Annotated in this window: 16 protein-coding genes and 1 tRNA gene; 8 read left to right on the top strand and 9 right to left on the bottom strand. The window is 37.4% G+C overall.

The window, feature by feature from the left end; genetic code table 11:
- Positions 1-4: 4 nt before the first annotated feature.
- Complete coding sequence (locus NEOC84_RS01935) at positions 5-319, top strand: YbaB/EbfC family nucleoid-associated protein (RefSeq protein ID WP_166154767.1); 315 nt, start codon at positions 5-7, stop codon at positions 317-319.
- A gap of 371 nt (positions 320-690) precedes the next feature.
- On the opposite strand, the gene ptsP is transcribed toward NEOC84_RS01935, so the two are convergent.
- The 4 genes from ptsP to NEOC84_RS01915 form a co-directional block, all read right to left on the bottom strand.
- Entirely contained in the window at positions 691-2,451 is a 1,761-nt protein-coding gene (gene ptsP, locus NEOC84_RS01930; protein WP_166154765.1) for a phosphoenolpyruvate--protein phosphotransferase, read from the bottom strand.
- A 2-nt stretch (positions 2,452-2,453) separates the two neighbouring features.
- Positions 2,454-2,720, bottom strand: a complete 267-nt coding sequence (locus tag NEOC84_RS01925; protein ID WP_039384027.1) for an HPr family phosphocarrier protein — start codon at positions 2,718-2,720, stop codon at positions 2,454-2,456.
- On the bottom strand, positions 2,692-3,669 hold the full coding sequence (gene hprK / locus NEOC84_RS01920) for an HPr(Ser) kinase/phosphatase (RefSeq protein WP_207391762.1): 978 nt from the start codon (positions 3,667-3,669) through the stop codon (positions 2,692-2,694). The genes NEOC84_RS01925 and hprK overlap by 29 nt, the downstream gene beginning before the upstream one ends.
- A gap of 465 nt (positions 3,670-4,134) precedes the next feature.
- Positions 4,135-4,299: a hypothetical protein gene (locus tag NEOC84_RS01915; protein WP_166154763.1), complete on the bottom strand. Its 165-nt coding sequence runs from the start codon at positions 4,297-4,299 to the stop codon at positions 4,135-4,137.
- Positions 4,300-4,615: 316 nt separating this feature from the next.
- On the opposite strand from NEOC84_RS01915, the gene NEOC84_RS01910 reads away from it, so the two are divergent.
- Together NEOC84_RS01910 and NEOC84_RS01905 are read left to right on the top strand one after the other, a co-directional pair.
- Positions 4,616-5,212 carry a hypothetical protein gene (locus NEOC84_RS01910; RefSeq protein WP_166154761.1) on the top strand — a complete coding sequence of 199 codons (597 nt, stop codon included), beginning with the start codon at positions 4,616-4,618 and terminating at the stop codon, positions 5,210-5,212.
- A gap of 64 nt (positions 5,213-5,276) precedes the next feature.
- Positions 5,277-6,761, top strand: coding sequence for a ComEC/Rec2 family competence protein (locus NEOC84_RS01905; RefSeq protein ID WP_166154759.1), 1,485 nt, complete (start codon positions 5,277-5,279; stop codon positions 6,759-6,761).
- Positions 6,762-6,902: 141 nt separating this feature from the next.
- Here the strand turns inward: NEOC84_RS01905 and NEOC84_RS01900 are convergent, their stop codons facing one another.
- Together NEOC84_RS01900 and NEOC84_RS01895 are read right to left on the bottom strand one after the other, a co-directional pair.
- Positions 6,903-10,211: a tetratricopeptide repeat protein gene (locus tag NEOC84_RS01900; protein ID WP_166154757.1), complete on the bottom strand. Its 3,309-nt coding sequence runs from the start codon at positions 10,209-10,211 to the stop codon at positions 6,903-6,905.
- Positions 10,212-10,401: 190 nt separating this feature from the next.
- The gene (locus tag NEOC84_RS01895; RefSeq protein ID WP_166154749.1) at positions 10,402-13,893 is read right to left on the bottom strand and encodes a tetratricopeptide repeat protein; all 3,492 of its coding nucleotides are present in this window, start codon (positions 13,891-13,893) and stop codon (positions 10,402-10,404) included.
- 1,607 nt (positions 13,894-15,500) lie between these two features.
- Between NEOC84_RS01895 and NEOC84_RS01890 the strand changes: the two genes are divergently transcribed.
- The 3 genes from NEOC84_RS01890 (at position 15,501) to NEOC84_RS01880 (ending at position 18,910) form a co-directional block, all read left to right on the top strand.
- A tRNA-His gene (locus NEOC84_RS01890) sits at positions 15,501-15,574 on the top strand.
- 25 nt (positions 15,575-15,599) lie between these two features.
- The gene (locus tag NEOC84_RS01885) at positions 15,600-16,394 is read left to right on the top strand and encodes an undecaprenyl-diphosphate phosphatase (protein ID WP_166154747.1); all 795 of its coding nucleotides are present in this window, start codon (positions 15,600-15,602) and stop codon (positions 16,392-16,394) included.
- Between the two features lie 8 nt (positions 16,395-16,402).
- On the top strand, positions 16,403-18,910 hold the full coding sequence (locus NEOC84_RS01880; protein ID WP_166154745.1) for a DNA translocase FtsK: 2,508 nt from the start codon (positions 16,403-16,405) through the stop codon (positions 18,908-18,910).
- Between the two features lie 109 nt (positions 18,911-19,019).
- On the opposite strand, the gene NEOC84_RS01875 is transcribed toward NEOC84_RS01880, so the two are convergent.
- The gene (locus NEOC84_RS01875) at positions 19,020-19,406 is read right to left on the bottom strand and encodes a hypothetical protein (protein ID WP_166154742.1); all 387 of its coding nucleotides are present in this window, start codon (positions 19,404-19,406) and stop codon (positions 19,020-19,022) included.
- Positions 19,407-19,575: 169 nt separating this feature from the next.
- Between NEOC84_RS01875 and NEOC84_RS01870 the strand changes: the two genes are divergently transcribed.
- Positions 19,576-20,349 carry an MBL fold metallo-hydrolase gene (locus NEOC84_RS01870; RefSeq protein ID WP_166154740.1) on the top strand — a complete coding sequence of 258 codons (774 nt, stop codon included), beginning with the start codon at positions 19,576-19,578 and terminating at the stop codon, positions 20,347-20,349.
- A gap of 165 nt (positions 20,350-20,514) precedes the next feature.
- On the opposite strand, the gene NEOC84_RS01865 is transcribed toward NEOC84_RS01870, so the two are convergent.
- Positions 20,515-21,306, bottom strand: a complete 792-nt coding sequence (locus NEOC84_RS01865; protein WP_166154738.1) for an SDR family NAD(P)-dependent oxidoreductase — start codon at positions 21,304-21,306, stop codon at positions 20,515-20,517.
- Between the two features lie 88 nt (positions 21,307-21,394).
- Here NEOC84_RS01865 and NEOC84_RS01860 point away from each other — a divergent pair, with 88 nt between their 5' ends.
- Positions 21,395-21,727, top strand: a complete 333-nt coding sequence (locus NEOC84_RS01860; RefSeq protein WP_039383991.1) for a multidrug efflux SMR transporter — start codon at positions 21,395-21,397, stop codon at positions 21,725-21,727.
- A 799-nt stretch (positions 21,728-22,526) separates the two neighbouring features.
- Here NEOC84_RS01860 and NEOC84_RS01855 read toward each other — a convergent pair.
- Positions 22,527-23,537: a hypothetical protein gene (locus NEOC84_RS01855; protein WP_166154736.1), complete on the bottom strand. Its 1,011-nt coding sequence runs from the start codon at positions 23,535-23,537 to the stop codon at positions 22,527-22,529.
- Positions 23,538-23,626: the final 89 nt, after the last annotated feature.

Genomic DNA, 23,626 nt, shown 5'->3' with positions numbered 1-23,626 from the left:
ATATATGGGCACAGGTTTTTCAAAGCAAAAAAAGCAAGCTAAAATGCTACAGGATCAATTCTCCAAATTGCAGACTCAATTACAAGCCACTGAAGTGGTAGGAAGTGCTGGTAACGGTCTTGTATCGATTACTTTATCGGGCGAGCACGAACTAAAGCAGATTAAAATTAAGCCTGAATGTGTAGATCCTGAAGATGTGGAAGGACTTGAAGATCTTATTAAAGCCGCTTATAAAGATGCTTTTACAAAGCTTAAAGAGCAAAACCCCAAAATACCTAGCCTACCTGGTATGCCTAATTTAGGTGGATTTGGCTTCTAAAGCCATCTCTTTCCTTATAAAAATCAAAAATTTATTTTAGGAATTTTATAAGTTTTTTTCTCACTGCCTGGCAAATGCGAAAGAAAAAGGGCACGAAAAATAAAATAAAGAATGATAGGCAAGCTATAAGATAGATAGATTTTCTACTTTTCTAAATCACCTTTGACATTTTTATACTCCGGTATTTTTTATCCTATGCTTCCGAGAAACTTCTTAAGCAATTATATAGATGTAAAAACCATACCTTTAGGCAAATGTAGAAGTTGAAGAGATGTTTTCCTTTGAAAATAGAGACATAGCTTTAAAGCATAGGCGTAGAGTAACAAGCGATATTATTTACCTTTATTGAAAAGCAGAAAAATTTCCATGCTTCACATCAGCTCTTCTAAAGAAGCACGAGCGAAATGTGCATAAAAAGTTTCATCCAAAAGGGCTTGTATTTCAGAAGTGCTTGCTAAAGATAGCGCTTTTTCAGCTAACTTACAGCATGAGATAATGCTTGAGCAGCGAATCGCCTGCTTGATTAAAGGTATATAGCGGGCAGCTACTGACACTTCCTGGATCCCCAATCCCATCAATAAAGGAATATATTTAGGATTAGCAGCCATTTCACCGCAAATGCTGACAGGCACGTTATGCCTATTAGCTTCAATGACCACATGTCGTATTAATCTTAAGACACATGGATGCATAGGTTGATATAAATGGCTCATGGTATTATCACAGCGATCCACCGCTAAAGTATATTGGATAAGATCGTTAGTTCCTATAGAAAGAAAATCAGACTCACGCGCCAGAAGATCAGAAATAATAGCTGCTGAGGGCACTTCAATCATGCACCCTAAGTTAACTAAAGAATTAACTTTTACTTGCCTAGCAGCCTCTTGGGTCATGCGTTTAGCTTCAATTAACTCGGATAAAGAAGAGACCATAGGAAAAAGAATATTAACTTCACCAAATGCACTGGCACGTAGGATAGCACGCAGCTGGGTCATAAAAATATCTTTCTCTCGTTCTAAACTTCCTACCGCTCTAAATCCCAGGAAAGCATTTCCTGTTTGACCTGGAGAAGCTTCAATGCCTGCTTTATCCCGCCCCACATCAAAAGTTCGAATAGTAATAGGCAGACCTTGCATATTTTCCACGAGTTCTCGATAAATTTCGAACTGCTCATCCTCTGTGGGTAAGCGCTCCCGACCTACTAAAATATTTTCAGAGCGGTATAATCCTACCCCCTCACCACCATATTCATGGATTTTCTTAACTTCGCTGCTGGTTTCTATATTAGCTAGAAGTCTCATTTTATAGCCGTCATAAGTTTCTATATCATGAGAGTCTGTCTGCCTTAATCGAAGACGTCTAGCATTTAACTCCTCACTTAACCTTTCATATTGGGCTAATGTCTCGGAAGAAGGATTAAAAATTAGCTCCCCATTTCTTCCGTCGACAATCACTAGGTAATCCGAGCAGCTCGACACTTCGTCAAATGCTATGTTGGTCATATAAGGAATTTCTTTAGCCCGGGCAAGGATGGCAGCGTGAGCGGTAGCACTTCCTCTTTCGGATACGATAGCCCTTACACATTTCTGGCTAGCTTCTGCAGTTTCCGCGGGACTTAGATCCTTTACGAAAAGTATCGAGTCTGGTAAAAGCTCATCAAAAGCACTTTTTGTTTCCTTATGAAGATAGGCTATAATACGGCGAGAGATATCCTGTACATCTTTAAATCTCTCTCGAAAAAACATATCCTCTAAGGTATCAAATTTTTTCTGATACTCTTGAATCAATTGATGAAGAATATATTCAGGAATTTTGCGTTTAGAATGGATTTGCTTGCTAACTTCGGTAATTAATAAAGGGTCGGACAAAAGTTGTAATTGCGCTTCTAAAATGGCAGCCCCCTCCTCCATGCCATCTAGTTCAAGCTGATTTTTAATTGACTGTAAATCATTGATGACTGATTGGACAGCCGCTTGAAAACGTTCGGTTTCAGCCTCGACTTTATAAGCCGGAATGTTTTCATCTGGAAAACTTTTTTGTAAAGTTTTTAGAAAAAAAGGCTTTCCAATCGCTATTCCACTGGAAATTACATTGCCAGTTAACCGAATTTCTTCTAGATTAGAGTGTGGCAATTTTACTCCTCAAATTGATTTTCAAATGCTTGAACAAGCCTTTCTAAAGTCTCTTTAGCATCTTCACCCACCACTTCGATCGTGATTTTAGAATTTCTTCTTGCAGCTAACATGAGGATACTAAGAATGCTTTTAGCGTTGATTTCCTCTTTTTTATGTTTAAAGGTTACATCACTTTTACTGTTTTGCAGCAGTTTCACAATAACTGTTGCAGGGCGGGTATGAAGGCCCATTTTATTTTTAACTTGCACTTGACTCGATAGCTTCACGGATCCTTTTCCTTGTTTGATTTTTAGAAGAAATCATATCTAACAACTTATTATTAAACTCTTTTGCAGAATTATATCCCATTGCTTTTAGGCGATGATTAAGAGCGATGGTCTCTAATAATAATACTACATCGCGACCTGGTTTCACAGGCAGCACATGATAGGGAATATTTAATCCTAGCAGATCACAGTAATTTTCTACCAAACCTACTCGATCATAAAAATGTTGATCGTCCCAAGCTTCCAGCTTAACCACAATATCTATACTTTTGTTATCTCTTACACATACAGCCCCATATAGGTGAGCGACATTAATAATCCCTATTCCTCGAATTTCCATATGATGCCGAGTCAATTCTGCTCCAAATCCTTCCACATAAGAGTCTTCCCTTTTTTTAACTTTGACTACATCATCCGATATAAGTCGATGGCCTCTTTCAATAAGACCTAAAGCCGCTTCACTTTTCCCTACGGATGAATCGCCTTTAATCAAGACCCCTACCCCAAAAACTTCTACCAATGTACCATGGCAGGTCATACTAGGAGAAAACTCTTCACTTAATAAGAGCGTAAGCTTGCTAAGCAAGCTCATCGTGCTCATGCTAGACCTGAAAAGAGAAATACCTTTATTTTGACATAACGCGACTAGTTCTTTTAAGGGCAATAGCCTTCTAGCCACAATTACAGCAGGAGTAGCAGTCGTAAGGATCTCTTTTAAGCGATTGACACGTAGTTCAGGATCTAAGTCTCTCAAATATTCCATTTCGACTCGCCCAAATACAAGAATACGCTTGTAAGCATGATTTTTCATAAAACCACATAAGCTAAGTCCCGGGCGATGAGACTCAGGTACTTTGATAGAACGCTTGAGTCCTTTATGACCTGCTACAAGCACCAGACCTAAATCATGACCATGTTTTTGGAAAAGTTCCTCTACCTTGTAAATCATATTTGCTAGCTTACTCTTCCATGATAAAATGTTAGCTCCTCTACAAAAGATGTAATAGCCCATTTAGAGGAGGAAAAATCTTTAAAATTTGATAGCTCTTTTATCTTTTTCAATTGAATAGAAGGATAAAGATTTCGTGGCACTAATCTACTGTTAGCCAAATAGTGGCTACCCCATAAACAATCGAAAAAGCAGTATTCCAAGAAAATCATAAATTTAATAAAGTTATACGGTTAATACTAAATTCCTTCTTTCACTAACAAAAATTTATCCTTATCTCTTACAAAAGCAGTCGAAAAACTATGTAACACTCTGGCATTTATCCTTCCCATTCTTTCTCAAGCTGTTTTTGCAGGATAAAGATTTTAATGGTAGCCGCGCTTTGCCCCCACAGTTTTTTAAAAGCCACTCGCCAATTAAATGCTCTAAACAAAAAAACTTACAACCACTTAAGACGACCGGTAATCAAATGATAGGGTTGTAGCAGGGTCTTAAAAATTTAAGTAAGTTAGCTCTTAATATTTTCCAGAAAAAACTTAAATTTTTTTCTAAAAAGAACGCTTGATGAAAACTTTCTCGGACACTAGGCACAGATAACTGAGAATGGTAATCTTTAACAGGTAAATTCATCGACTTATTCCTTAAAATTGAGGGGGATTAAGTGCTAAAAGCTATATTTGAACTATTTTCTAAATTTTTATCCTCCTTAAATAAGCCTTTAGCATGGAGCTCAATGATTAGAAAAATGCTAGCAAATTTTTTATTTTTTTCTTAAAAACTTTCCATTCATACTTTTACCAAATTTTTGGATTTCTTTGAATTTAATTAAGAAGGGTTTGCATTAATTATGTTAAAAAATTAAGATGAAAAGCAAACGGGCTAATTTTTTTAAAATTATATTTATTTCCTGATTTTCAGATACTTAGAAAAAAAAGGATGGCCGGACGTGGAGGTAAATAGGGTAAAACTAGAAAGATTAAATGTCGAATTTAAAGATTTGCAATCTGGAAATATGTCCCAGCATGCTTTTGCTGAGCTTATTCTTATAGAGCATATCCCTGGAGGGGCAGCCCCCTTATGTTATATCCTAAAAAATGATAAAATTTTTAATGAAGTCCTACCAGAAAATTTTCAATACCTACTTTCCACCTTAGATAGAGCAGCTTTTTACCCTATCGGTGAAGTATTAGCTATTAATAAAATTCATAAATACATCTTATTAAAAGATAATAATTCAATTTCTTATAATTATCTAATTATCACTTTTAGCAACCATTACGCTTTAATTAACTATGCCTTTTTAGCGGGCATCCATACATTAATAGATGCTCTTCGAGTCCGCAAAAAAATTCCTGCGGCTTTCCCCGACCCAATCAAAACTAGCCAAGCTAAAGAACGCCCTAAATTAAAAGGAACTAAAACATTAAGCTTTCCTCCATCTCTCCAAGCCCTTCAGTCTCGTAAAATAAATAAGTTGAAAGATCGAGGTTTAACTTGCTCCCTTAACAACCCAAACAAGAGATTATACGAAGTTCAAGTTTGATATCCTTAACCCCTTATATTTATTTTGTAAAAGTTATCCTGCTCTTTTCTATGGCCTTTCATTTTTGTTAGGAGTCTATAGTGGCTTAGGGATTTCATCTTCTACCCTCTTTATAAATAGCCTGCTTCTAACCATCCTTTTGCTCGCTTTTGTCTTTCACCAAGAATACAAAGCTGCAGTATTTAACTTCCTTCTTTTTTTAAGTGCTGCTTTCTATTCTTCTCTAGCCTTCCAACCTCCTCAGCTACCTGAACAAGGAGTTACAGGTACTGCGCTTATTCATATCTCTTCTTTATCGCGGAAAGCCACCTTCATAGGTAAAAGCTGGAACTATCAAGGTAAGCTGCTCTCTTTTACCGGGCATGAATCTTTAAATATCTATCCTAACATTTCTGTAATCATTTCTTTGCTAGATCATGCAGCGCTTAATCGTCCTTTAGCTAATAAAACCTACCTTTTACAAGGTAGGCTTAAACAGTCTAAAAATGGTAAATTTATTTTTAAGCCAGATAAATACCAGCCCTGGCACCCTTTAGCAAATAGTTGGGGTCTAGCAGAATGGCGCTTTAATGCCAAACAAGCCGTTAATAAATATATTTCTCAAAAAATATCTAAAAACCCAAATAGCCCTAGCAGCAGCTTTCTTTCAGGCATTACAACGGGCGAATTTGAAAATCGTCTTATGGCTTTTGAATTTTCACGTTTCGGCTTGCAACATATCATGGCTATTTCGGGCTTTCATTTCGCCATCGTAGCGGGCATGCTGGGTTTTATTTTATCTTGGATAGTAGGCCCCAAAACGAGTGTAAGTCTTCTTATGCTTTTTATGACTCTCTACTTTGCTTTTTTAGGGCCTTCCCCCTCTATCATTCGAGCATGGGTCAGCTGCATGCTAGGCTTTGGTGCTACCCTACTAGAAAAGCCTCCTTCTGGCCTCAATTCTTTGGGAATAGGATTGTTAATCGTTCTTATTTTTGACCCAGAATTAGCGCTTCATATAGGCTTCCAATTTAGCTTTGCCGTGACAGCAGCTATTCTAGTCTCTTATTTTTCCTTCGATTATTTACTCCAAAAGATTTTTGCTAAGAAAACCTTTAATCAATTAATGGCCATGAATCTTGCCAACCAGCATGGCTTTATCATTCTTACTTTATTCCGCCAAGCATTAGCACTCTCCATAGCGGTTACTTTAGCAGCTCTTCCTCTAACCCTCTATTATTTTCAAAAGTTTCCCTTGTGGAGTATAATCTATAATTTCTTTTTTCCTTGGATGGTAAGTGTTGCCCTCATGTTTTTATTAGCTGGTTTAATGGTAGGAATTTTAAGCTTTAGTCTAGCTCAGTTCATCCATAATTTTAATGAATCCTTTACTAACTTTGTCTTAGATTACGCCTATGGTATGCCCAAAAGCCTGGATTATAACATAAACCTTTTAGTAAATCAGGAAATAGCTATTTTATGGCTAGGAATATATTTTCTAGCAGGAATTTATGGACGACATTACTTGAGCCAGAAACAAAAGATTACTAGCCACGAACTCATTTTTTAAATACCCTGGCTTGCACTATCGCCTATAACTATTTGCAATTTTTTTAATATTTACTCTGCTATTTTATAGCGAAAAAGTTATCTTATTGACGAGTATGGAATGCTAAAGGGGGAAAAGATGATTTCCTTTTCATAGGTTAGCTTAAAAGATTTTATGAAGTTCCTGTAAATTAGCATCTATTGTTACTGTTCTTGGATGATGGATGCCATATAACCCGATACTAATTCTGAGCGCTTCTTTAGTATGATTGATAGCTAAGCATAAATTACCTTTTTCTTTGTAAATTTGTCCCAGTTTATAGTAATCATCTGCTATACTGGAATGATCACCACCAAAAAGCTTAAGGTCAATGGCAAGAGCTTTCTGTGTATATTTAAGAGCTTTTTCTAAATCTGTCTGCGCATGATATATTTCGCCTAAAATATTATAATAATTTGCTTCATCATGAAGGACCTTTTTATAATGATCTCGGTTAATTTTACGCGCTTTCATAACATATTTAATTGCTTTGTCAAAATTCCTTTTATCTTTATAGATAAGCCCTAGTGTGTAATAATCTGCTACTGTAGCAACATTTTCTTTCCCATGATGGTTTTCATCTAATTTAAGCGCTTTCTTGGCGTACACAAGCGCTTCATTTAAATTTCCTTGATCTCTTTTAATCACTGCCAGATTAATATAAAGCGAAGTTAGTTGCGGATTATTTTCCCCTTTCACCCTAAGCTCAATTTCATACGCCCGATTAATATACTCTGCGGCCAGATTCAACTTTCCTTGGTCCCCATTGATTATTTCTTGGTCCCTATAAATCATTGCCAGGTTAATGTAATAGATTGATATATCATAATGATCTTTACCTAAAATCTTAATGGCAATGTCGCATGCTTTTTTTGTATATTGAGCTGCCAGCTCTAACTTACCCTCCACCTTGTAAACTTGCCCTAAAGTATTATAATCTATTGCTACATTTAGATGATTCTCACCATAAAGATTATTATCAATTTTGAGAGCTTTCTGTGCATACTCAGACGCCTGCTGTAGGTTACCTTGTTCTTGGCTCACCATTACCAAATTATTGCACACTATCGCCAACGAAGGATGATTTTTATCCAAAAACTTACTGCCCATATTGAGCGCTTCCATAGAATACTTAGCCGAATTATCTGGATCTCCTTTGGCTTGATAGATTTGCCCTAAATTGTTGTAAACTTTTACAAGTGTTAAATCATTTTCTCTTTTAGCCCCTTTATTAAGTTGAAACGCTTTCTCAGCGTACATAAGCGCTTGATCTAAATCCCCCTGCTCTTTATATACTGATGCCAAGTTATTGTAATCTCTTTCTACATGTGGACTATCTTCACCATATAGTTTTCTATCTTTTTCGAGCGCACTGTGAGCAGATTCTATAGCTAAGCTAAAATCACCTCGAACTCGGTAAATATACCCTAGGGCACTTAACGCTTCAGGATCGTCTAATTTTGCTGAAAGATAGAAATTTTTGGCCTCTTCATATTGAAACAGCCTTAAGGCTATACTTCCACAAGTCTGGAATGAGTTATCATTTAAATCTGAAAATTTAAGATCCTCTTCATTGCCTGCTAAAAACTTTTGCATAATTTGATAGAAAGGAATAAAGATAGAGTAAATTTTTTTTATCTTTTCTAATTCCTCCTGATTTAAAGCAAACTGCTTTTTGATGAGAGCTGGATCTTCGAATCCAAAGGGTTTAACCAACGGGTTCATTATCTCTTGTTGCTTTTGATAATGGGAGTAAGTTTTAAGACGCATAAATAACGCTATACTCATCCACTCTTTTAGCTTATCAGTGGCGCCCTCCGTTATAACTCCTAACTTATTTAGCTCATCAATCCTAGTAAAGGTGTTGGAAGCCGCTATTCTTTTGAGAAGGGCTAACCTATCCAAAGCTAAATGAGGAAAGCGATAAAAATCATTTTTAACTTTAAAAAGCATTCCATGTCTGTCTAAATCGCCCAATCTCGGATCAAAAGCTTCCATATCAGCTAGCACAAGGTGTTGTTTGGCTAAGTACTGTCGAAGGCTGAGATCTCCTTGGCAAGGAATATCAAGTGTTTTCTGGAGTGCCTTACTATATTGCTCTGTTAATTCAAGATTGCCTAGTAGATGAGTAAAAGTTAGCAATTCCATAGGAAGGTGAGGCTCTTTTTTATGCCACCATTTTCCATGCTCATCTTTAGCAATATATTGCGCCATCCGTTCAGGAGTTTGAATAAGCTCAAATGTATTGCCGTCGTTACCAAAAGGAGTCTTACACCCCTTTCCTTCTACACCCGCTCCATCAAAGGCAAAGCCACGTGGCGTAATGCCATCAAAAAAATCCATAGCTTGCAAGCAAGGAATATTTAAAGCAGGAAGGATAGTTTCGCCTAAATTGATGACTTTCAAGTGAATCAAAGAGGCCAAACGTTTGAAATATTCTCGATTTGTTGGATTATCTTCTTTTATAAGAATGCCAAACTCTAAATCGGAATAAGGTGTCACCTCTTCTCTAGCTAATGAGCCAAAGCCTATCATGGCATACTCGCAAGGCTCAGCTCCTAAAGCGTCTACGCTCTGTTTTACAAGGATTTCAAAGAAAGCTTTTATCTGTTGAGTAATCTCACCAAATAGCTTTCGAACTTCTTCAGGGGAAGGATCGGGGCCGAGAGCTTGGATTTTCTCTTCTATTTCATCCCTAAATTTTTTTAATCCTTCTCGATTATTCCCAGATTGCTTTTTGATTTTAGGAATATCTACAGGTTCTCCTGTGCAAGCCTTGCTAAGCAAAATTTCTACTTTTGATAGCTTTTCTTTAATAATTGCTTGCTCGCCTAAAGGGGCATTATGTAGAGCATAATTATAAAGCCCAGCGGCTTGCAGGAGTGTTTCAGAAGTGGCTTTTCTTACATGCAGATCACCTAATCTTTCTATATAAAGGCTTTCTTGGATGGGATCTTTCTTTTGGATAGCACGTTTTAAAGCTTGCGTATAGGCTTTTTCTGCTTTTTCAATGCTTGCTTTTGATAAAAATTCATTGCTTTCTATATTTTTTTTTAATTCATCTGGGGTTAAATTATCAAAAGAAAGAAGCAACTTTTCATAAATTTTAGAAGACAAAGGGTTGAAGGAGCTAGATTCCTTAAAAGTCCCCTTCTTACTAGCAGAAGAACGTGGTTGTTTAATAGTAGAAAAGTTAATTTTAAAATCCTTTGACCAACGCCATTTCCATAAATCAGTTGCTTGAGCAATTTGCTTCCATTCTTTACACACAAGCCTTAAACTACATAAATCTCGCAAGCTAAGTTCTGCGCATATTTTTAAATCTATTTTTCCATATTTAATCGAATTTTCTAAAGACTGAGAAGGGGCTTCTTCTCTCGCCTTTAACTCAGGAAATACAATAGGCGTAAGGAGTGAACTTTCTGAAATCATTAAATTAGCTGCCTTTTATCTTAATTTGGTTTGATTTGGCTCTAAGTAAGCATGCATTAGTATGAGAAAATTTTATTTTTCATTCATTTGCCTATATAAGCAAAAAAACATTTGATAGCTAATTTTCTTCCTCGTTAAGTTATTATCATAGCAGCGCCTTTTACACAAAGTTATATTCTTATTCTCCAAGTCAACACAACGCTTCCCTTCCTGTTGACTTACCCTGCCTCTTAAGAAGTGTGTTTGTTTTCACCTCAGATGTTGAAAAAAGTGACTTGAGTTTCTGTAGGTTGCTGTTAATGTTTGCTACTTCAGGATGATGAATGCCATATGTAACAATGCCACTTCGAAGGGCTTGCTTAGTATAATCAAGCGCTTTTCCTAACTTCCCTTGCTCTTGATAAACCATTCCAAGGTCCTTACAATCTCTTATCACGAGAGGATGATTTTCACTGAAAAGTTTAATATTAATTTTGAGTGCTTTCTTGATATAGATGCCGGCTTGCTTCAATTTCCCTTGCTTTTGACAGATGAGCCCCAAATTCTTATAATCTTCAACTACCCGAGAATGATATTCGCCGTAATGCTGAATATTAATCTGAAGCCCCTGATGGATGTACTTAGCTGCTTTTCCTAGTTCTCCATGAGATTGATAAATTTGCCCTAAATGATGGCAAAGATTTGCTGCCTCTAAATGATTTGCACCATATACTTTAAGGAGAACACCTAGTGCTTGAGTGAATGACTTAGCAGCTTGCTCAACATTGCCTTGTTCTTGATAAATCGTTCCAAGATTATTGTGAACTCTTGCTACGCTAGGGTGATAATTGCCAAAAAGCTCGATACGGATTTTCAGTGCTTTTATGGCATTCTCTATGCCCTGCTCAAAATTTCCTTGCTCTCGATAGATTGTTCCAAGATTATTGTAACCTGTGGCTACATGAGGGTGGTTCTCTCCGAATAATTTAATACTTATTATAAGAGCCCTGCGGATCCATTTAAAAGCCTCTTTTGAATGACCTTGGCTTTGATAGATACTTCCTAGGTTATTATAACGAATAGCTATTTTTATATGATTTTTTCCTAATAATTTGAGATCGGTTTTTAAAGCTTGCTTCAAATACTTGGCTGCCTGCTCATCATCCTTCTGTGCATGATACATCAACCCTAAAATATTATAATTCTTGCTCATATTCGGATGATACTCTCCATACAGCTTGAGGTCTATATCAAGCGCGCGCTTAATGAGCTTTACTCCTTTTGCTAAATCCCCCTGCTCGTGATAGATTCGTCCTAGATTGCTAAAGTATATAGCTAGGCTAGAATGGTTTTTTCCGTAAAGCTTGCAGTCTATTTCAAGCGCTTGCTTGATATACTTAACTGCCTTTTTCAAGTTACCTTCTTCTAAATAGATGCATCCTAGATTGTTGTAACAATTGGCTGCCCTTAAGTTATTATTGCCATACAGCTTAATAGTGATTTTAAGGGCTAGCTTTATATAGTTAACAGCTTTTCCTAGTTTCCCCTGGTTTTGGTAGAAAACTCCTAAATTATTATAATCTCTTGCCACTTGCAGGCTATCTTTCCCCTCAAGCTTGAGGTCTATTTCAAGCGCTTGATAGATATGCTCAATCGCCTGCTCGAAATTTCCTTGGATTCCATCAATCATTCCCAAAGTATTTAATAAATCAGAGTTTCCTGAAGTTTCATTCCTTGCTAAACTATACCAATTTTTAGCTTCCTCGGGTTGGAAAAACCTTAGGGCTATATCTCCCTGCATTTGAGGAGAGTTTTCATCTAGCATTGAAAATTTTAATCTATCCTCACTCCCTAATAAAAACTCTTTCATAGCCTGATAAAAGGGAATAAAAACATGATAGATTTTTTTTATCTTTGCTAATGTTTTCCCATCTAAGCCAAGCTGCTTTTGTATAAGGGTAGATTCGTCAATATCAAAAACCTTAATGAGAGGATTCATCGTTTCCTGTTGGGCTTGATAATAGGAATAGGTTTTAAGGCGCATTAGTAACGCTGTGAGCATCCAATCTTTTAACTTTTCAGCAGCTTCCTGAGCCAAGACCCCTTGCTTGCTTAATTGATCGATCCTACTATACGTATCCACAGCTGCCACTTTATTAAAAAGCGCTAGCCTATCTAAAGCTAGATGAAGGAAACGATAAAAGTCATGTTTGGTGTTGAAAAGCATACCCTGACACTCTAGCTCTCCTATTCGTGGTTCGAAAACCATCATATCTTCTTCAACCAGATGATGCTTAGCTAAGTATTGACGAAGAGTAAGGCTTTTTTGATAACAAGTCTCCAGGTTTTCTTGTAATGCTTGTTTGTACTGTTCTGTTAATTTAAAGGAACCTAATAGATGAGTGTAGGTCACAAGCTCCAGCGGAAGATGAGGTTCTTGCTGATGCCACCAGTGGCCCTCTTCATCTTTAGCTATATATTGCGCCATCTTTTCAGGGGTTTGAATAAGCTCAAATGTTTGACGATTGCCATAAGGGGTTTTACAGCCTTTTCCTATTACTCCTGCCCCATCAAAGGCAAAACCCCTTGGAGTTATGCTATCAAAGAAATCAATCTCTTTTAAGCAAGGAATATCTAAAGCAGGGAGGATAGTTTCCCCTAAATTAATCACCTTCAAGTGAATTAAAGTTGTTAGACGCTTAAAATATTCCCTATTTATTAAAGTATCCTCTTTTATAAGAATACCAAATTCTAAATCGGAATAAAGAGTCATCTCTTCTCTAGCTAAGGAGCCAAAGCCTATCATCGCGTATTCGCAAGAGGGTGGTCCTAAAGCCTCACAGGCCTGGTTAACAAGTAACTTGAAAAAAACTTTTATCCCTCGAGAAATCTCATGATAAAGAGCTTTTATTTCTTGAGGAGAAGGGTTTTCAGGCAAGTTGTAAATTTTCTCTTCTGTTATATCTCTAAACTTTTTCAAGGCTTGACGATTGTCTACAAATCGTTTTTTCATTAAAGAAGGTTCTAAAGATTTTCCCTTGCAAAGCTTGGCAAGCAAACCTTCAACTTGTAAAAGCTTTTCTCTAATGATTTCTTGCTGGCCCGAAGAGCAGAGGCGTAAAGCATAATTATAAAGCCCTGCGGCTTGAAGAAGCGTTTCAGAGGTTTCTTTTGCAGCATAGATATCCCCTAACTTTTCAACGCAAAAGCTTTGCTGGATAGAATTATTTTCTTGAGCAGCACCTTTTAATATTAGCGCGTAAGTATTTTCAACTTCTTCTATTTTATCTTTCGATAAAAAGCCCTCTTTTTCTAAGCATTTTTCCTTGATGTAAGTGAGAGGGACAATAGGAAGAAAAATATTTTTATAAATTGCTGTAGGGCGAAAAGTTAAGGCGTTAGCATGAGGGTGATTGGAAACCTCATTCTCAAGAAGGTTGCTAGAAAATTGCTCTTTAATACCCTCCCTCTTTATCGCTTGGGAATAAAGTTCTCTCCATGTGCTAGGCTCTTGAGTAAGCTGCTTCCACTGCTTACAAGTAAGACTTGCTAGACACCAATCTTGCAATTTTAATTCTGCAAAGGTTTTTAATCCAATCTTTGCATATTCGATCCTGTTTAAAGAAGAAGGGATAGAATTTTTTTGACTCTCCTTAATAACCGAGAATGAAGAGAAATTAAGGTATAGATTTATAGCACCCATAAGCTTACCTGCCTGTCATTCATTTTTAGCATCCAATTTGCCTTTTAATGCAATGTGTAAACTTATTTATCATTCATATGCAGCCCTTCTAATTGATCTATCTAAAACCCTAGTAAACTTGATATAGGGAAAGCTTTTCATTTTTTTGCTAATTTCTCCCTCTAATTGGCATTTGGCTAAATTTTCTATACCATCAATTTATTGATTGTTTCAACTAACCCCCTCACTTTTTAAGTAAAATACTTTCCTGGCCATTTGCACGGTTTTTTTTCACTTATAGCTCGGAGGAAAAATTTATACATCAACAGCCTATTTCATAAACATTCAACATTTTATTCTTTATTTGCTAGGAAAGAAAATTGTAAATCCACTTCTCTTCTATCTAAATCATATTATACATGGACCAATTAAAAAGTTTACCGGGTGGATGGGCTCACATGGATAGCTGCATTTAGGCAAGCTCTTGACAAGCTTGTTGCCTATGCTGATAGTTGGAGGTTTACTTCTTCTTCTTATTTCCCTCTTAAATTTTTACCCTCCTTTTTTCTCAAGTGAAAAAGAAGCCCTTCTGCTGCTAGACGTTGCCAATTTGCCATTCTCACAAATTTGATTATAAGTAATGCTTACAGCATTTCTATTGACCTGCCATTTATCCACACCTTGATGAATTTCTCCCCTCATACTCTGCTGTTATTCTTTAAACATCCCTTGCATCTACGTGAAGCTGTAATGAACCCTACACGAGAATTTTATTTATCCCTCGTGCACACAAATAGCCTTGACTTTGCTTTATTAGGCTTTTGCCGAAAGTCATGTGTCTAGCATTTATCCGTCTACCTTTCCTAAACCCTCCAAATCTCTTTAGCTGATAACCAAGCTTTATGTGAGGATAAAGCTAGGCTTGGTTATCACAAAGTAACTCTATCAAGCAAGGCATAGGCAAAGAAATAGAAAGGGACCTATAAACGTTTAAAGCAAGAAAAACTTTTCAAGAGTTGAATTGAGAGGTATAGATCAAAGACCCTAGTTTTAAAATTACCGAGAATTGGCTTAACCTATTTTGACATCCAGAATAGGACTAAAGCCTCGCCTAAAAATACTTTCTTTGAACGTTATCCAGCTCACTCTTCTTCCTGCAGAGATAGGCCATTTTCTCAGCTACAATGGCTTTGCTTAAGCAGCAGCTATCTTGCCCCTCCTTCCTGTAAAGATTGGGCAGCTACTTAAGTGGCATTTTTTAGGTTAAAGGAAATCCAGTAAACTCTAAGGGCCTTGGGGGTTAGGCCTACTTAAGTTGGAGAGGAGAGAGGATTAATATAGATAGAACCACCGCAAATGGAACCAATAGCCCTTGGCTATGTTTATCAATTTCCATTATTCTTTTATTAGCAGCGGGTTAAAGCCATCCCTCTCCAATCACTACAAGAAAGCAGGGTTTTAACTTTTTAAAGCCACGTCGTTGTTGGCTTTCTTTTTATGACGCCTCAAGGAGAGATCCTAAAAGTGGCTGCTATCCATAGCTATATCTTAATATATTTCTTAAAAATTATGGAAAAACCTATTGACCTAAATAGTGATTTTAAGTTAAATAACTTGTTTGTTATGCGGCGATCGTAGCTCAGTTGGTTAGAGCGTTGGATTGTGGTTCCAAATGTCGCGGGTTCGAATCCCGTCGATCGCCCTTTTTTACAAGTCAAATAGCTGCTGTGTCAACAATTGAAGCAATTTTCTTAGGATTCATTCAAGGTATTACCGAATTTTTACCTGTCAGCTCTTCTGGGCACCTGATTTTAGCTCAATACCTTTTAGGCATGCGTAATTTCAAAGATCTCATTGCTTTTGATCTTATCTGTCATTTGGGGACATTATTAGCCCTCTTCATTGCCTTTTTTAAAAAGATTAAAACACTTTTAACAAGTGAAAAAAAAGTGCTATACCTTCTTTTTATTGCTTTGCTGCCGCTTTTTCCCTTGGTATTTTTTCTTAAATTCATTAAAGCTTTTTTTGATCACATCGAATATTTAGGCTATTTTTTTCTTTTTACAGCTGCTCTTATGTATTTAGGAATTCGTTTTAGTAAAAACACTTCCTCAGTTACAGAGATGTCGAAGCATACTTGGAAAGAGGCCTTAACGATTGGTTTTTTTCAAGCGATGGCTGTGTTTCCGGGAATTTCCCGCAGTGGAGCTACTATTTCGGCAGCACGCTTGTTAGGTTGGAACTATGAACATGCGATCACTTTTTCCTTTCTTTTAGCTATTCCCACACTTATGGCTAGCATTATAGTCGAATTAGGCCAACTGATTTTAAAAAGAAACGAGTATATCTTACCCGCTATCTCTTGGGTACAGTATCTAGCAGGCTTTTTCTTTTCCTTCCTATTCGGAATAATTGCTTTGCATTATCTTCAAAAGCTAGCATCTAAACGCCTATTTATGTATTTTATAGGATATTGCCTGTTGGTAGGCATGGTAACAACTCTGTTTTTCAGAAACTTATAAGGGATCTTATGGCTAAAAAGAAAGCAGCAAAGGCAGCTTCTGAAAAAGCCCCTCCAGTGCCTATGCATAGCAGCATCTATGGAGTCATTGCTCTTGCTTCTACGTTTTTAATATTTTTAAGTTTGGTAAGCTTTGCTTACAATGAACGCACGCATCATTGGGTGGGGCTATTAGGCTATAGTATTGGCATGGTCTTCCATGGAATTTTTGGACTATCAAGCTACATTATATGTGGCTTTTGCACATGGGCAGGTTGGAGGCTTCTTATAGATAAACCCATCCGCCATATCGGTAGTAAACTCTTCTTTACTTTCTTGCTAATCCTTTCCTCCAGCATGATTTTAAACGTCGTCGAAGATCTTTATCCTTTGTTAGGCAATACTCTCAGTCAATTTTTTTATCCTAATTTATGGTTAAAACGTCAGCGTTATCATCTAGGTGGTGCCCCTTTATTTTACCTCTATAAAGATCTACCTATTTTTAACCTCTATCGTTTTATAGGGGTTTCAGGCGTGATGGTTTTATTTACCAGTACTTTACTAGCCAGCCTGTTTTTTATTTTTAAGATTATGCCTCAAAATTTAATCTTAAGCATTTCACGCCTTTTTTCTAAACTTAAAGCTAAGCTATCCAAAAATAATTCAAATGCTTTGAGTGCTTTAGCGCCATTAGAAAAAAAAGAAGTAAAAGTGGAAGTGGAAGCTAAAAAAGATAGTGACTTCATGCGCTATGTTAAATTGCGTATCCCTGGGTTTTTGGCAAGCACCCATTCGGATAATACCTCTATAGCCCAGGATCGTCCTCCCTCCCCAGAATTGCTGGCTATACGTCCAGAAATTAATTTGACTGCGCGTCCTTCTGTCTCCCGTAAAGAAAAAAATGAAGATCAGCTTTCTTTTCAATTACCAGCACAGCCTTTGCAAACGCCTTCTCCCCCGGCGAAAAAGAAAGAATTGGCAAATGAACAACTAGACAAAAGAGAAGCAGCCCTTAAGGCACAACGCGTGCATAATGGGGATTTTTCCGCTTACAATCTCCCCTCTTTTAATTTATTAACCAACCCAAAGAAATTTGACCAAACTTCTTTAAAGAAAGATTTAAAAAAGCAAGCTGAAGTATTAGAAGAAACACTGCTAAGCTTTGGCATTGAAGCTAAAGTGGGTCAAATTAATTGCGGACCTACCATCACCTCATTTGAGGTTCATCCCGCTATAGGCGTTAAAGTTCAACGTATAAAAACCTTAGAGAATGATATTGCTCTTAATATGGAAGCCAGATCAATTAGGATCATTGCTCCCATTCCTGGAAAAGCTGCTGTCGGCATCGAAGTGCCTAACCCCTCTCCTCAAGAAGTCAGCTTTAAAGATATGTTAACCACCTATCAGCAGGGTACAAAAAAGTTTCACATTCCTATCCTTCTTGGTAAAGCTGTCAATGGAGACTACGTAATGAGTGATCTTGCCAAGATGCCTCATTGCATTATCGCAGGCGCTACCGGTTCAGGCAAATCTGTTTGTATTAATACGATTGTCATGTCCATTGTGCTAAATGCTAGACCAGATGAGATTAAGCTTGTCATGGTGGATCCTAAGAAAGTAGAGCTAACCCCTTATACTCGCCTTCCTCACATGTTAGCGCCAGTGATTACCGAGCCCCATGGTGCTTGCGCTGCGCTGCGCTGGATGGTAAAAGAAATGGAAAAACGCTACGAGATCTTAAAACAAACCGGGGTAAGAAACATTGAAAGCTTTAATAACCGTGTCATCAATAAAGACTTTGAAGATTCTTTAAACATCGAAGTGCCTGAAAAAATGCCTTATATTGTAGGCATTATCGATGAGCTCGCCGACTTAATGATGGTTGCTAGTAGCGACATTGAAACACCTATTGCTCGTATTGCTCAGATGGCACGAGCTATTGGTATTCATCTTGTCCTAGCCACCCAGCGTCCCTCTCGAGAAGTCATTACGGGATTAATAAAAGCCAATTTTCCTACAAGGATTTCTTTTAAGGTTGCTAGCCGCATCAATAGTCAAATTATCCTGGATGAGACAGGCGCAGAGAGTTTATTAGGAAATGGAGATATGCTCTTTCTTCCTCCAGGTACTTCTCATTTAGTAAGAGCTCAAGGGGCTTTTATACGAGATGAAGATATCCACAGTGTTGTTAAATATATCTGCGATCAAGCCCCCCCTCATTATGTCATTGAGTCCTTTGATACCATCGGCTCTATCTCTATTGAAGATTCCGGTGGGTCAATAGTTTCGACGGATGCGCCCCAAGATGCCTTATATGATCAGGCCCTAGATATCGTGCTCAGTACAGGCAATGCTTCCACCACCTTTCTGCAACGCAAGCTAAAAATTGGCTACGCCCGTGCAGCTAGCTTAATGGACCAGCTCGAATCCCAAGGGGTTGTAAGCCCTGCAGAAGGAAGCAAGCCAAGAAAGATCTTAGCAGCTAAGCAAGGGATGCAAGCAGATGATGATTTATTAGAGGAGGAAGAAAATTTTTAAATAATCAAATAAAAAAACTTTCTTCTCAACCCTAACTTCATTGCAAAGAGCCAAGGATTAAACTTTTATAGCCGCTTTAGCTAAAATTTTATGTTTTGGATTTTTTAGTTTATTCTTCGTCAGTATTTTCATGTCGACGATGAGGAACTCCTGTCTCGAGCATTTCTAAATCGCTCTTAGCATAGTCCTCCATAAAATTCCCCTCCGTAATGTTTTCCACAAATACAGCATTTAGATGCTGGAAATAACGGAGTTTTTTTGCTATGCGATCACCTATTTTAGCCAAAACTTCTTCTTGGCCCTCTTTTTCAGAAGCTTCAAAGCTTCCTTCTAAACCATTTAATTGTTCTACCAAAAGTTCTTGCTTTTGTTGTAAAGGAGTAACTGCTTCTTCAGAAAATTCCTCCATCGATAAATCTTTTAAACCCTCGGCATTGCTCACTAGCTGATCTAATACATTTTCCATTTTTTCTAAAACTTGAACGGCTGTTTCCATGAGGTCTCCTCTTTATGATGTATGCATAGTTCTATGTATAATATTTGGTATTTAAATTAAACATTATGTTTTTTTAGAGACTAACCTCTTCATCTTTAGCCTTAAAAAACTTGCCTAAGGAAATGATTATATGATAAAACGTTCCTCATATTGATTAGGTATGTGACAAATGATTGGTTTCTGTCCTCTAGCTTCGGGCTCGAAAGGCAACTGCGTTTACTTAGGAACGCCGCAACTTAAGTTGCTTATTGATGCAGGCTTAAGTGCAAGAGCCACCAAAGAAAAACTTGCCGAAATAGGAGTAGACTTTCGAGAGCTAGATGCTATTTTAATTACCCACGAACATAGTGATCATATTCAAGGCCTTAAAGTTTTAGCCTTAAAAATGGGTATTCCTGTGTTTGCCAATCATGAGACCGCCAAAGGAATTGTCGAGCAATTACATGAATGTCCTAAGTTCAAAATATTTTCCACAGGAGAAAGTTTTGAATTTGGCGACCTTGAAATTCATCCTTTTAATATTCAACACGACACACTAGATCCTGTAGCATTTACTTTAAAGCTGGATGGATTAAAGCTTGGATTTTGTACAGATTTAGGATTTGTTTCCACGTTAGTCCTTCATCAATTGCAAGCTTGTGATTACCTTTATGTAGAGGCTAATCATCAACCTTCTATGGTCCATGCCAGTTCACGGCCTATGGTGTATAAACAGCGCGTTTTAAGCAGGAATGGCCACCTTTCTAATGAAGCATGCGCTGAGCTATTAAGCAAAGTTGCCCATCCTAATTTGAAACATGTCTACCTTGCCCATCTTTCTAGCGAATGCAATACACCTGAAACTGCCCTTGGCGTGGTTAAAGATAAACTTCAAAGTTATGGAATTGCTTTAGAGATGTGCGTAGCTCCTCAAGCTATGGTTAGCCAGCCGATCTATTTTTAATTTTTTTAAATCTCGCAAATAATTTTTTAATAAAATTCTTTAAATTATTCTCATTTTTTAAGAATAATAAAAAAGACCTATGAAAGCCATGGAAAATAGAGTTTAACTTTCTTCATCAGCACCCTATCCTTTTGATAGCTACAGCTTAAAAAATGACTTCTTTCCCTAGCTCTTTGCTTTTCCTTCTCCTCGATAAACAAGCGATACTGAAGCTTGATGAGTAGGATAAACTACTACATCAGCTAAATTGACATGAGGAGGGCGCGTAGCCATAAAAAGGACAATCTCGGCCACATCTTCCGCTGTCAAAGGTCGAATGTTTTCATAAACGGCATTAGCTTTATCCTTATCACCAGCGAATCTAACCAAGCTAAATTCTGTTTCAGCCATCCCAGGAGAAATCATAGAAACACGAAGAGGAGTATTCACCAGCTCTTTCCTTAATGTATCCGTAATAGCTTTAACAGCAAATTTAGTGGCACAATAAATCCCTCCTCCATGGTAGGTATCATGGCTGGAAATACTGCCTACATTGATGATATGCCCAGCATTTTTCTTAACCATGTGAGGAATAATCTGAGCACTAACATTGAGTAATCCTTTAATATTTATATCAATCATCTCATTCCAATCCTGCGTAGGCGTCTCCCATACTTTATTTAACCCTCTTACCATGCCAGCGTTGTTAATTAGAACATCCGGTAATATAGAATCCTTTGCCAATAGGCCCAATTTTTCTTCCACCCCTTTTTCATCTGAAATATCCAATTCTATCGATAGGATGTCGACACCATATTTTCCTCGTAAAGAGGTTTCAAGAGCTTGCAAGCGATCCTTACGCCTGGCAATATTAATTAAGTTAGCTCCCTCACGTGCAAAGGCTTCAGCAAAAGCTGCTCCAAACCCTGAACTTGCACCTGTAATTATAACTGTCTGATTTTTAAAATTTTGTTTCATCGCCTTCCTTATGAATGGCAAATTTATTATTGAGCGCCATTTACTTTTATATCGTATTTGATTTATCGTACCCCTAAACGGGGTCTTTATGGAAGCATATCTTTATCTTTTAATGGCCATAGCCGGCGAAGTTGTAGGGACCAGTGCATTAAAAGCCTCTTATGGGATGACTAAGCTTTTTCCTTCACTAGTAGTATTAGTGGGCTATGGGCTTACTTTTTGGTCCCTCTCCATTGCTCTTAAAACCTTACCTGTCGGCGTGGTTTATGCCATCTGGTCAGGATTAGGGATTGTAAGCATTATTTTGATTGGTGTTTATTTTTTTAACGAAGCTTTTTCCCTGATGCATCTATTAGGGACAGCTCTTATCTTAGCTGGAGTGGCAGTATTAATGCTATTCACAGGCCCTGTCAGCGAATAAACTTAAAAAGCAATCAATCTTTCAATGTTCAATGCATAACGCCTGTCAACATGAAGCAATAAAGAAAAAAAAGGAAGGAAGCCTATTTTAAGCTTTCAAAAAAACATAAGAAAATGGTGCCTATGTTTTAAAAAATTAAAAGCTATCTTTCAAACCACCTAGAATGCCAATAAGGCTCCTTCCCTACAATTTTCCTCTATAACAAACAGCCTGTCCACATTTATGAGACTGGCAGATGATGGGAGTATGGGAAAATAGTGAATTTATCGCATTAAGGCATCTCAAGAAAGTAGAAAAGAGCTTTTACCGCAGCAATAGAGATTGTCGCTAGCAAGCTTGTTAGGCAGGAAAGGCGGCTCAAAAAGGCCATGTCGTAGCAAAAGAAATTAAAGGAAGGGGAAAAGATCTTTCGGCGGATACGCATGATAATCTAAGAAGAGCCTTCTCAATAAACCTCTCTCAAAATCCATCCAATCAAATCTAAATTATAAATTCCTGCGATTAGATTGAACCCTACCAAAATTTTTTGCACCTATGCCTAACGATCGCCTATAATTTTGAATCGTGTTTCCTTTATTTTTATCACAGGTGTCAGATTAAGTCCTATCCATTACAAATTAACATTAAAGCTGGCAGTCCTAACTTACCTGCCAGTTAATCCTTGTCTGTCAGTTCATGCACCTTTAGGGCCTGTTTAAAACCTTTATCCTTCCCTTACATGCTCCTATCCTCTAGTGGAAAAAGCAACAACACCAACATTTAGCCTGCCAATAGCTCTAGATTGGCGCTTAACGAAAAACTAGATAATAGTTTCAGCTTCACCTTCTCTGCTTATAGAAATTTTATTTTCTCTTAACACATCTTGCAGCTCTCTAAACTTAAATCCAATAGGATATCCACTTAAAGGATCCTCTTGTAGTACTTGCTTCCACTGGGCATATATGTTCCACATGTTTACATCTTCCGCCTCTTTACCCGGCCGAGGAATAGCTCCTTGGCTAATATATGAAACCGTATAGATACCAGACATTAAGGATTTTTTCTCCTTAACCGCTTGCGTATCACCTTGTTCACCTCCTGACACATGCTTTCCACAACCTAAAAAGACCGCTCCTAAGACAGCCTCAGTTAATACATAATAATCCCCGGCTTGTTCTTTTAGCGTATTGCTAATCGTAGCATTTCTTCTAAGTACGATAGGATCCATAACTCGGACCCGCGGCAAAGTAATAAAAGAGCCCACCAAATAGATTTGACTTTCTGTCTCTAGCATATTTTCTATGCTGCTCGTTACAGCTCCTAACATACTAGAGGAGAGAAGACTGGAGGGAGCATCCTGAGAAAACAATTGGGAAACAAACACTTCTATTTTTTTATGCAAATCTGTACCTGCATCTGTCTTTCTAAAAACAAGGTGCGACATTTTTTCTGAGGGGAAAGAACGCTCTTCAATCTTGACTTTAGAATAAGTAGGATCAATAGGAAGCATTTCTTCAATGGAAAAGAAGCGCCGCGACTCATACAATTTACTTATTTCGCTGCACACCTCTGTATAGTCTTTTTTAATTTTATTTGCCTTGGCGATTACAATGTTTAACCTTGTTTGTTGCTCTTCTTTACTAGCTTGTCTATAAGAGGAAGAGGCTGTCATCTCAATTTTTTCAATATTTGCCCTCTCAAGTTCTTCTTCTAAGTTTAAACGGACTTTATTCTGCAGAGGTAATAAAAAATCCTTTTTCTTAATAATACTTCCAAGTGCATAGCCTGGGTGCATAGGCAATACATCTCTTTGACTCATGATAGCACTCATATAAGACTCCCTTGGTTTCTTTAAATTTTAAGTTAATTTAATGCGGCCAAGTTGGCCGCCAGAAAGATTAAAATTTATTGAGCTTATGT

The organism is Neochlamydia sp. AcF84, from assembly GCF_011087585.1.
In the GTDB taxonomy this organism is placed as follows: domain Bacteria; phylum Chlamydiota; class Chlamydiia; order Chlamydiales; family Parachlamydiaceae; genus Neochlamydia.
The sequence above is the reverse complement of the archived record's forward strand: the minus strand, read 5'-3'. Positions and strand labels throughout refer to the sequence as shown.

Coding starts and splice junctions, on each gene's coding strand:
- NEOC84_RS01870 (WP_166154740.1), top strand. CDS start 19,576: ATGATTGGTTTCTGTCCTCTAGCTTCGGGCTCGAAAGGCAACTGCGTT.
- NEOC84_RS01865 (WP_166154738.1), bottom strand. CDS start 21,306: ATGAAACAAAATTTTAAAAATCAGACAGTTATAATTACAGGTGCAAGT.
- NEOC84_RS01900 (WP_166154757.1), bottom strand. CDS start 10,211: ATGATTTCAGAAAGTTCACTCCTTACGCCTATTGTATTTCCTGAGTTA.
- NEOC84_RS01875 (WP_166154742.1), bottom strand. CDS start 19,406: ATGGAAACAGCCGTTCAAGTTTTAGAAAAAATGGAAAATGTATTAGAT.
- NEOC84_RS01935 (WP_166154767.1), top strand. CDS start 5: ATGGGCACAGGTTTTTCAAAGCAAAAAAAGCAAGCTAAAATGCTACAG.
- NEOC84_RS01860 (WP_039383991.1), top strand. CDS start 21,395: ATGGAAGCATATCTTTATCTTTTAATGGCCATAGCCGGCGAAGTTGTA.
- hprK (WP_207391762.1), bottom strand. CDS start 3,669: ATGATTTACAAGGTAGAGGAACTTTTCCAAAAACATGGTCATGATTTA.
- NEOC84_RS01880 (WP_166154745.1), top strand. CDS start 16,403: ATGGCTAAAAAGAAAGCAGCAAAGGCAGCTTCTGAAAAAGCCCCTCCA.
- NEOC84_RS01895 (WP_166154749.1), bottom strand. CDS start 13,893: ATGGGTGCTATAAATCTATACCTTAATTTCTCTTCATTCTCGGTTATT.
- NEOC84_RS01855 (WP_166154736.1), bottom strand. CDS start 23,537: ATGAGTGCTATCATGAGTCAAAGAGATGTATTGCCTATGCACCCAGGC.
- NEOC84_RS01915 (WP_166154763.1), bottom strand. CDS start 4,299: ATGAATTTACCTGTTAAAGATTACCATTCTCAGTTATCTGTGCCTAGT.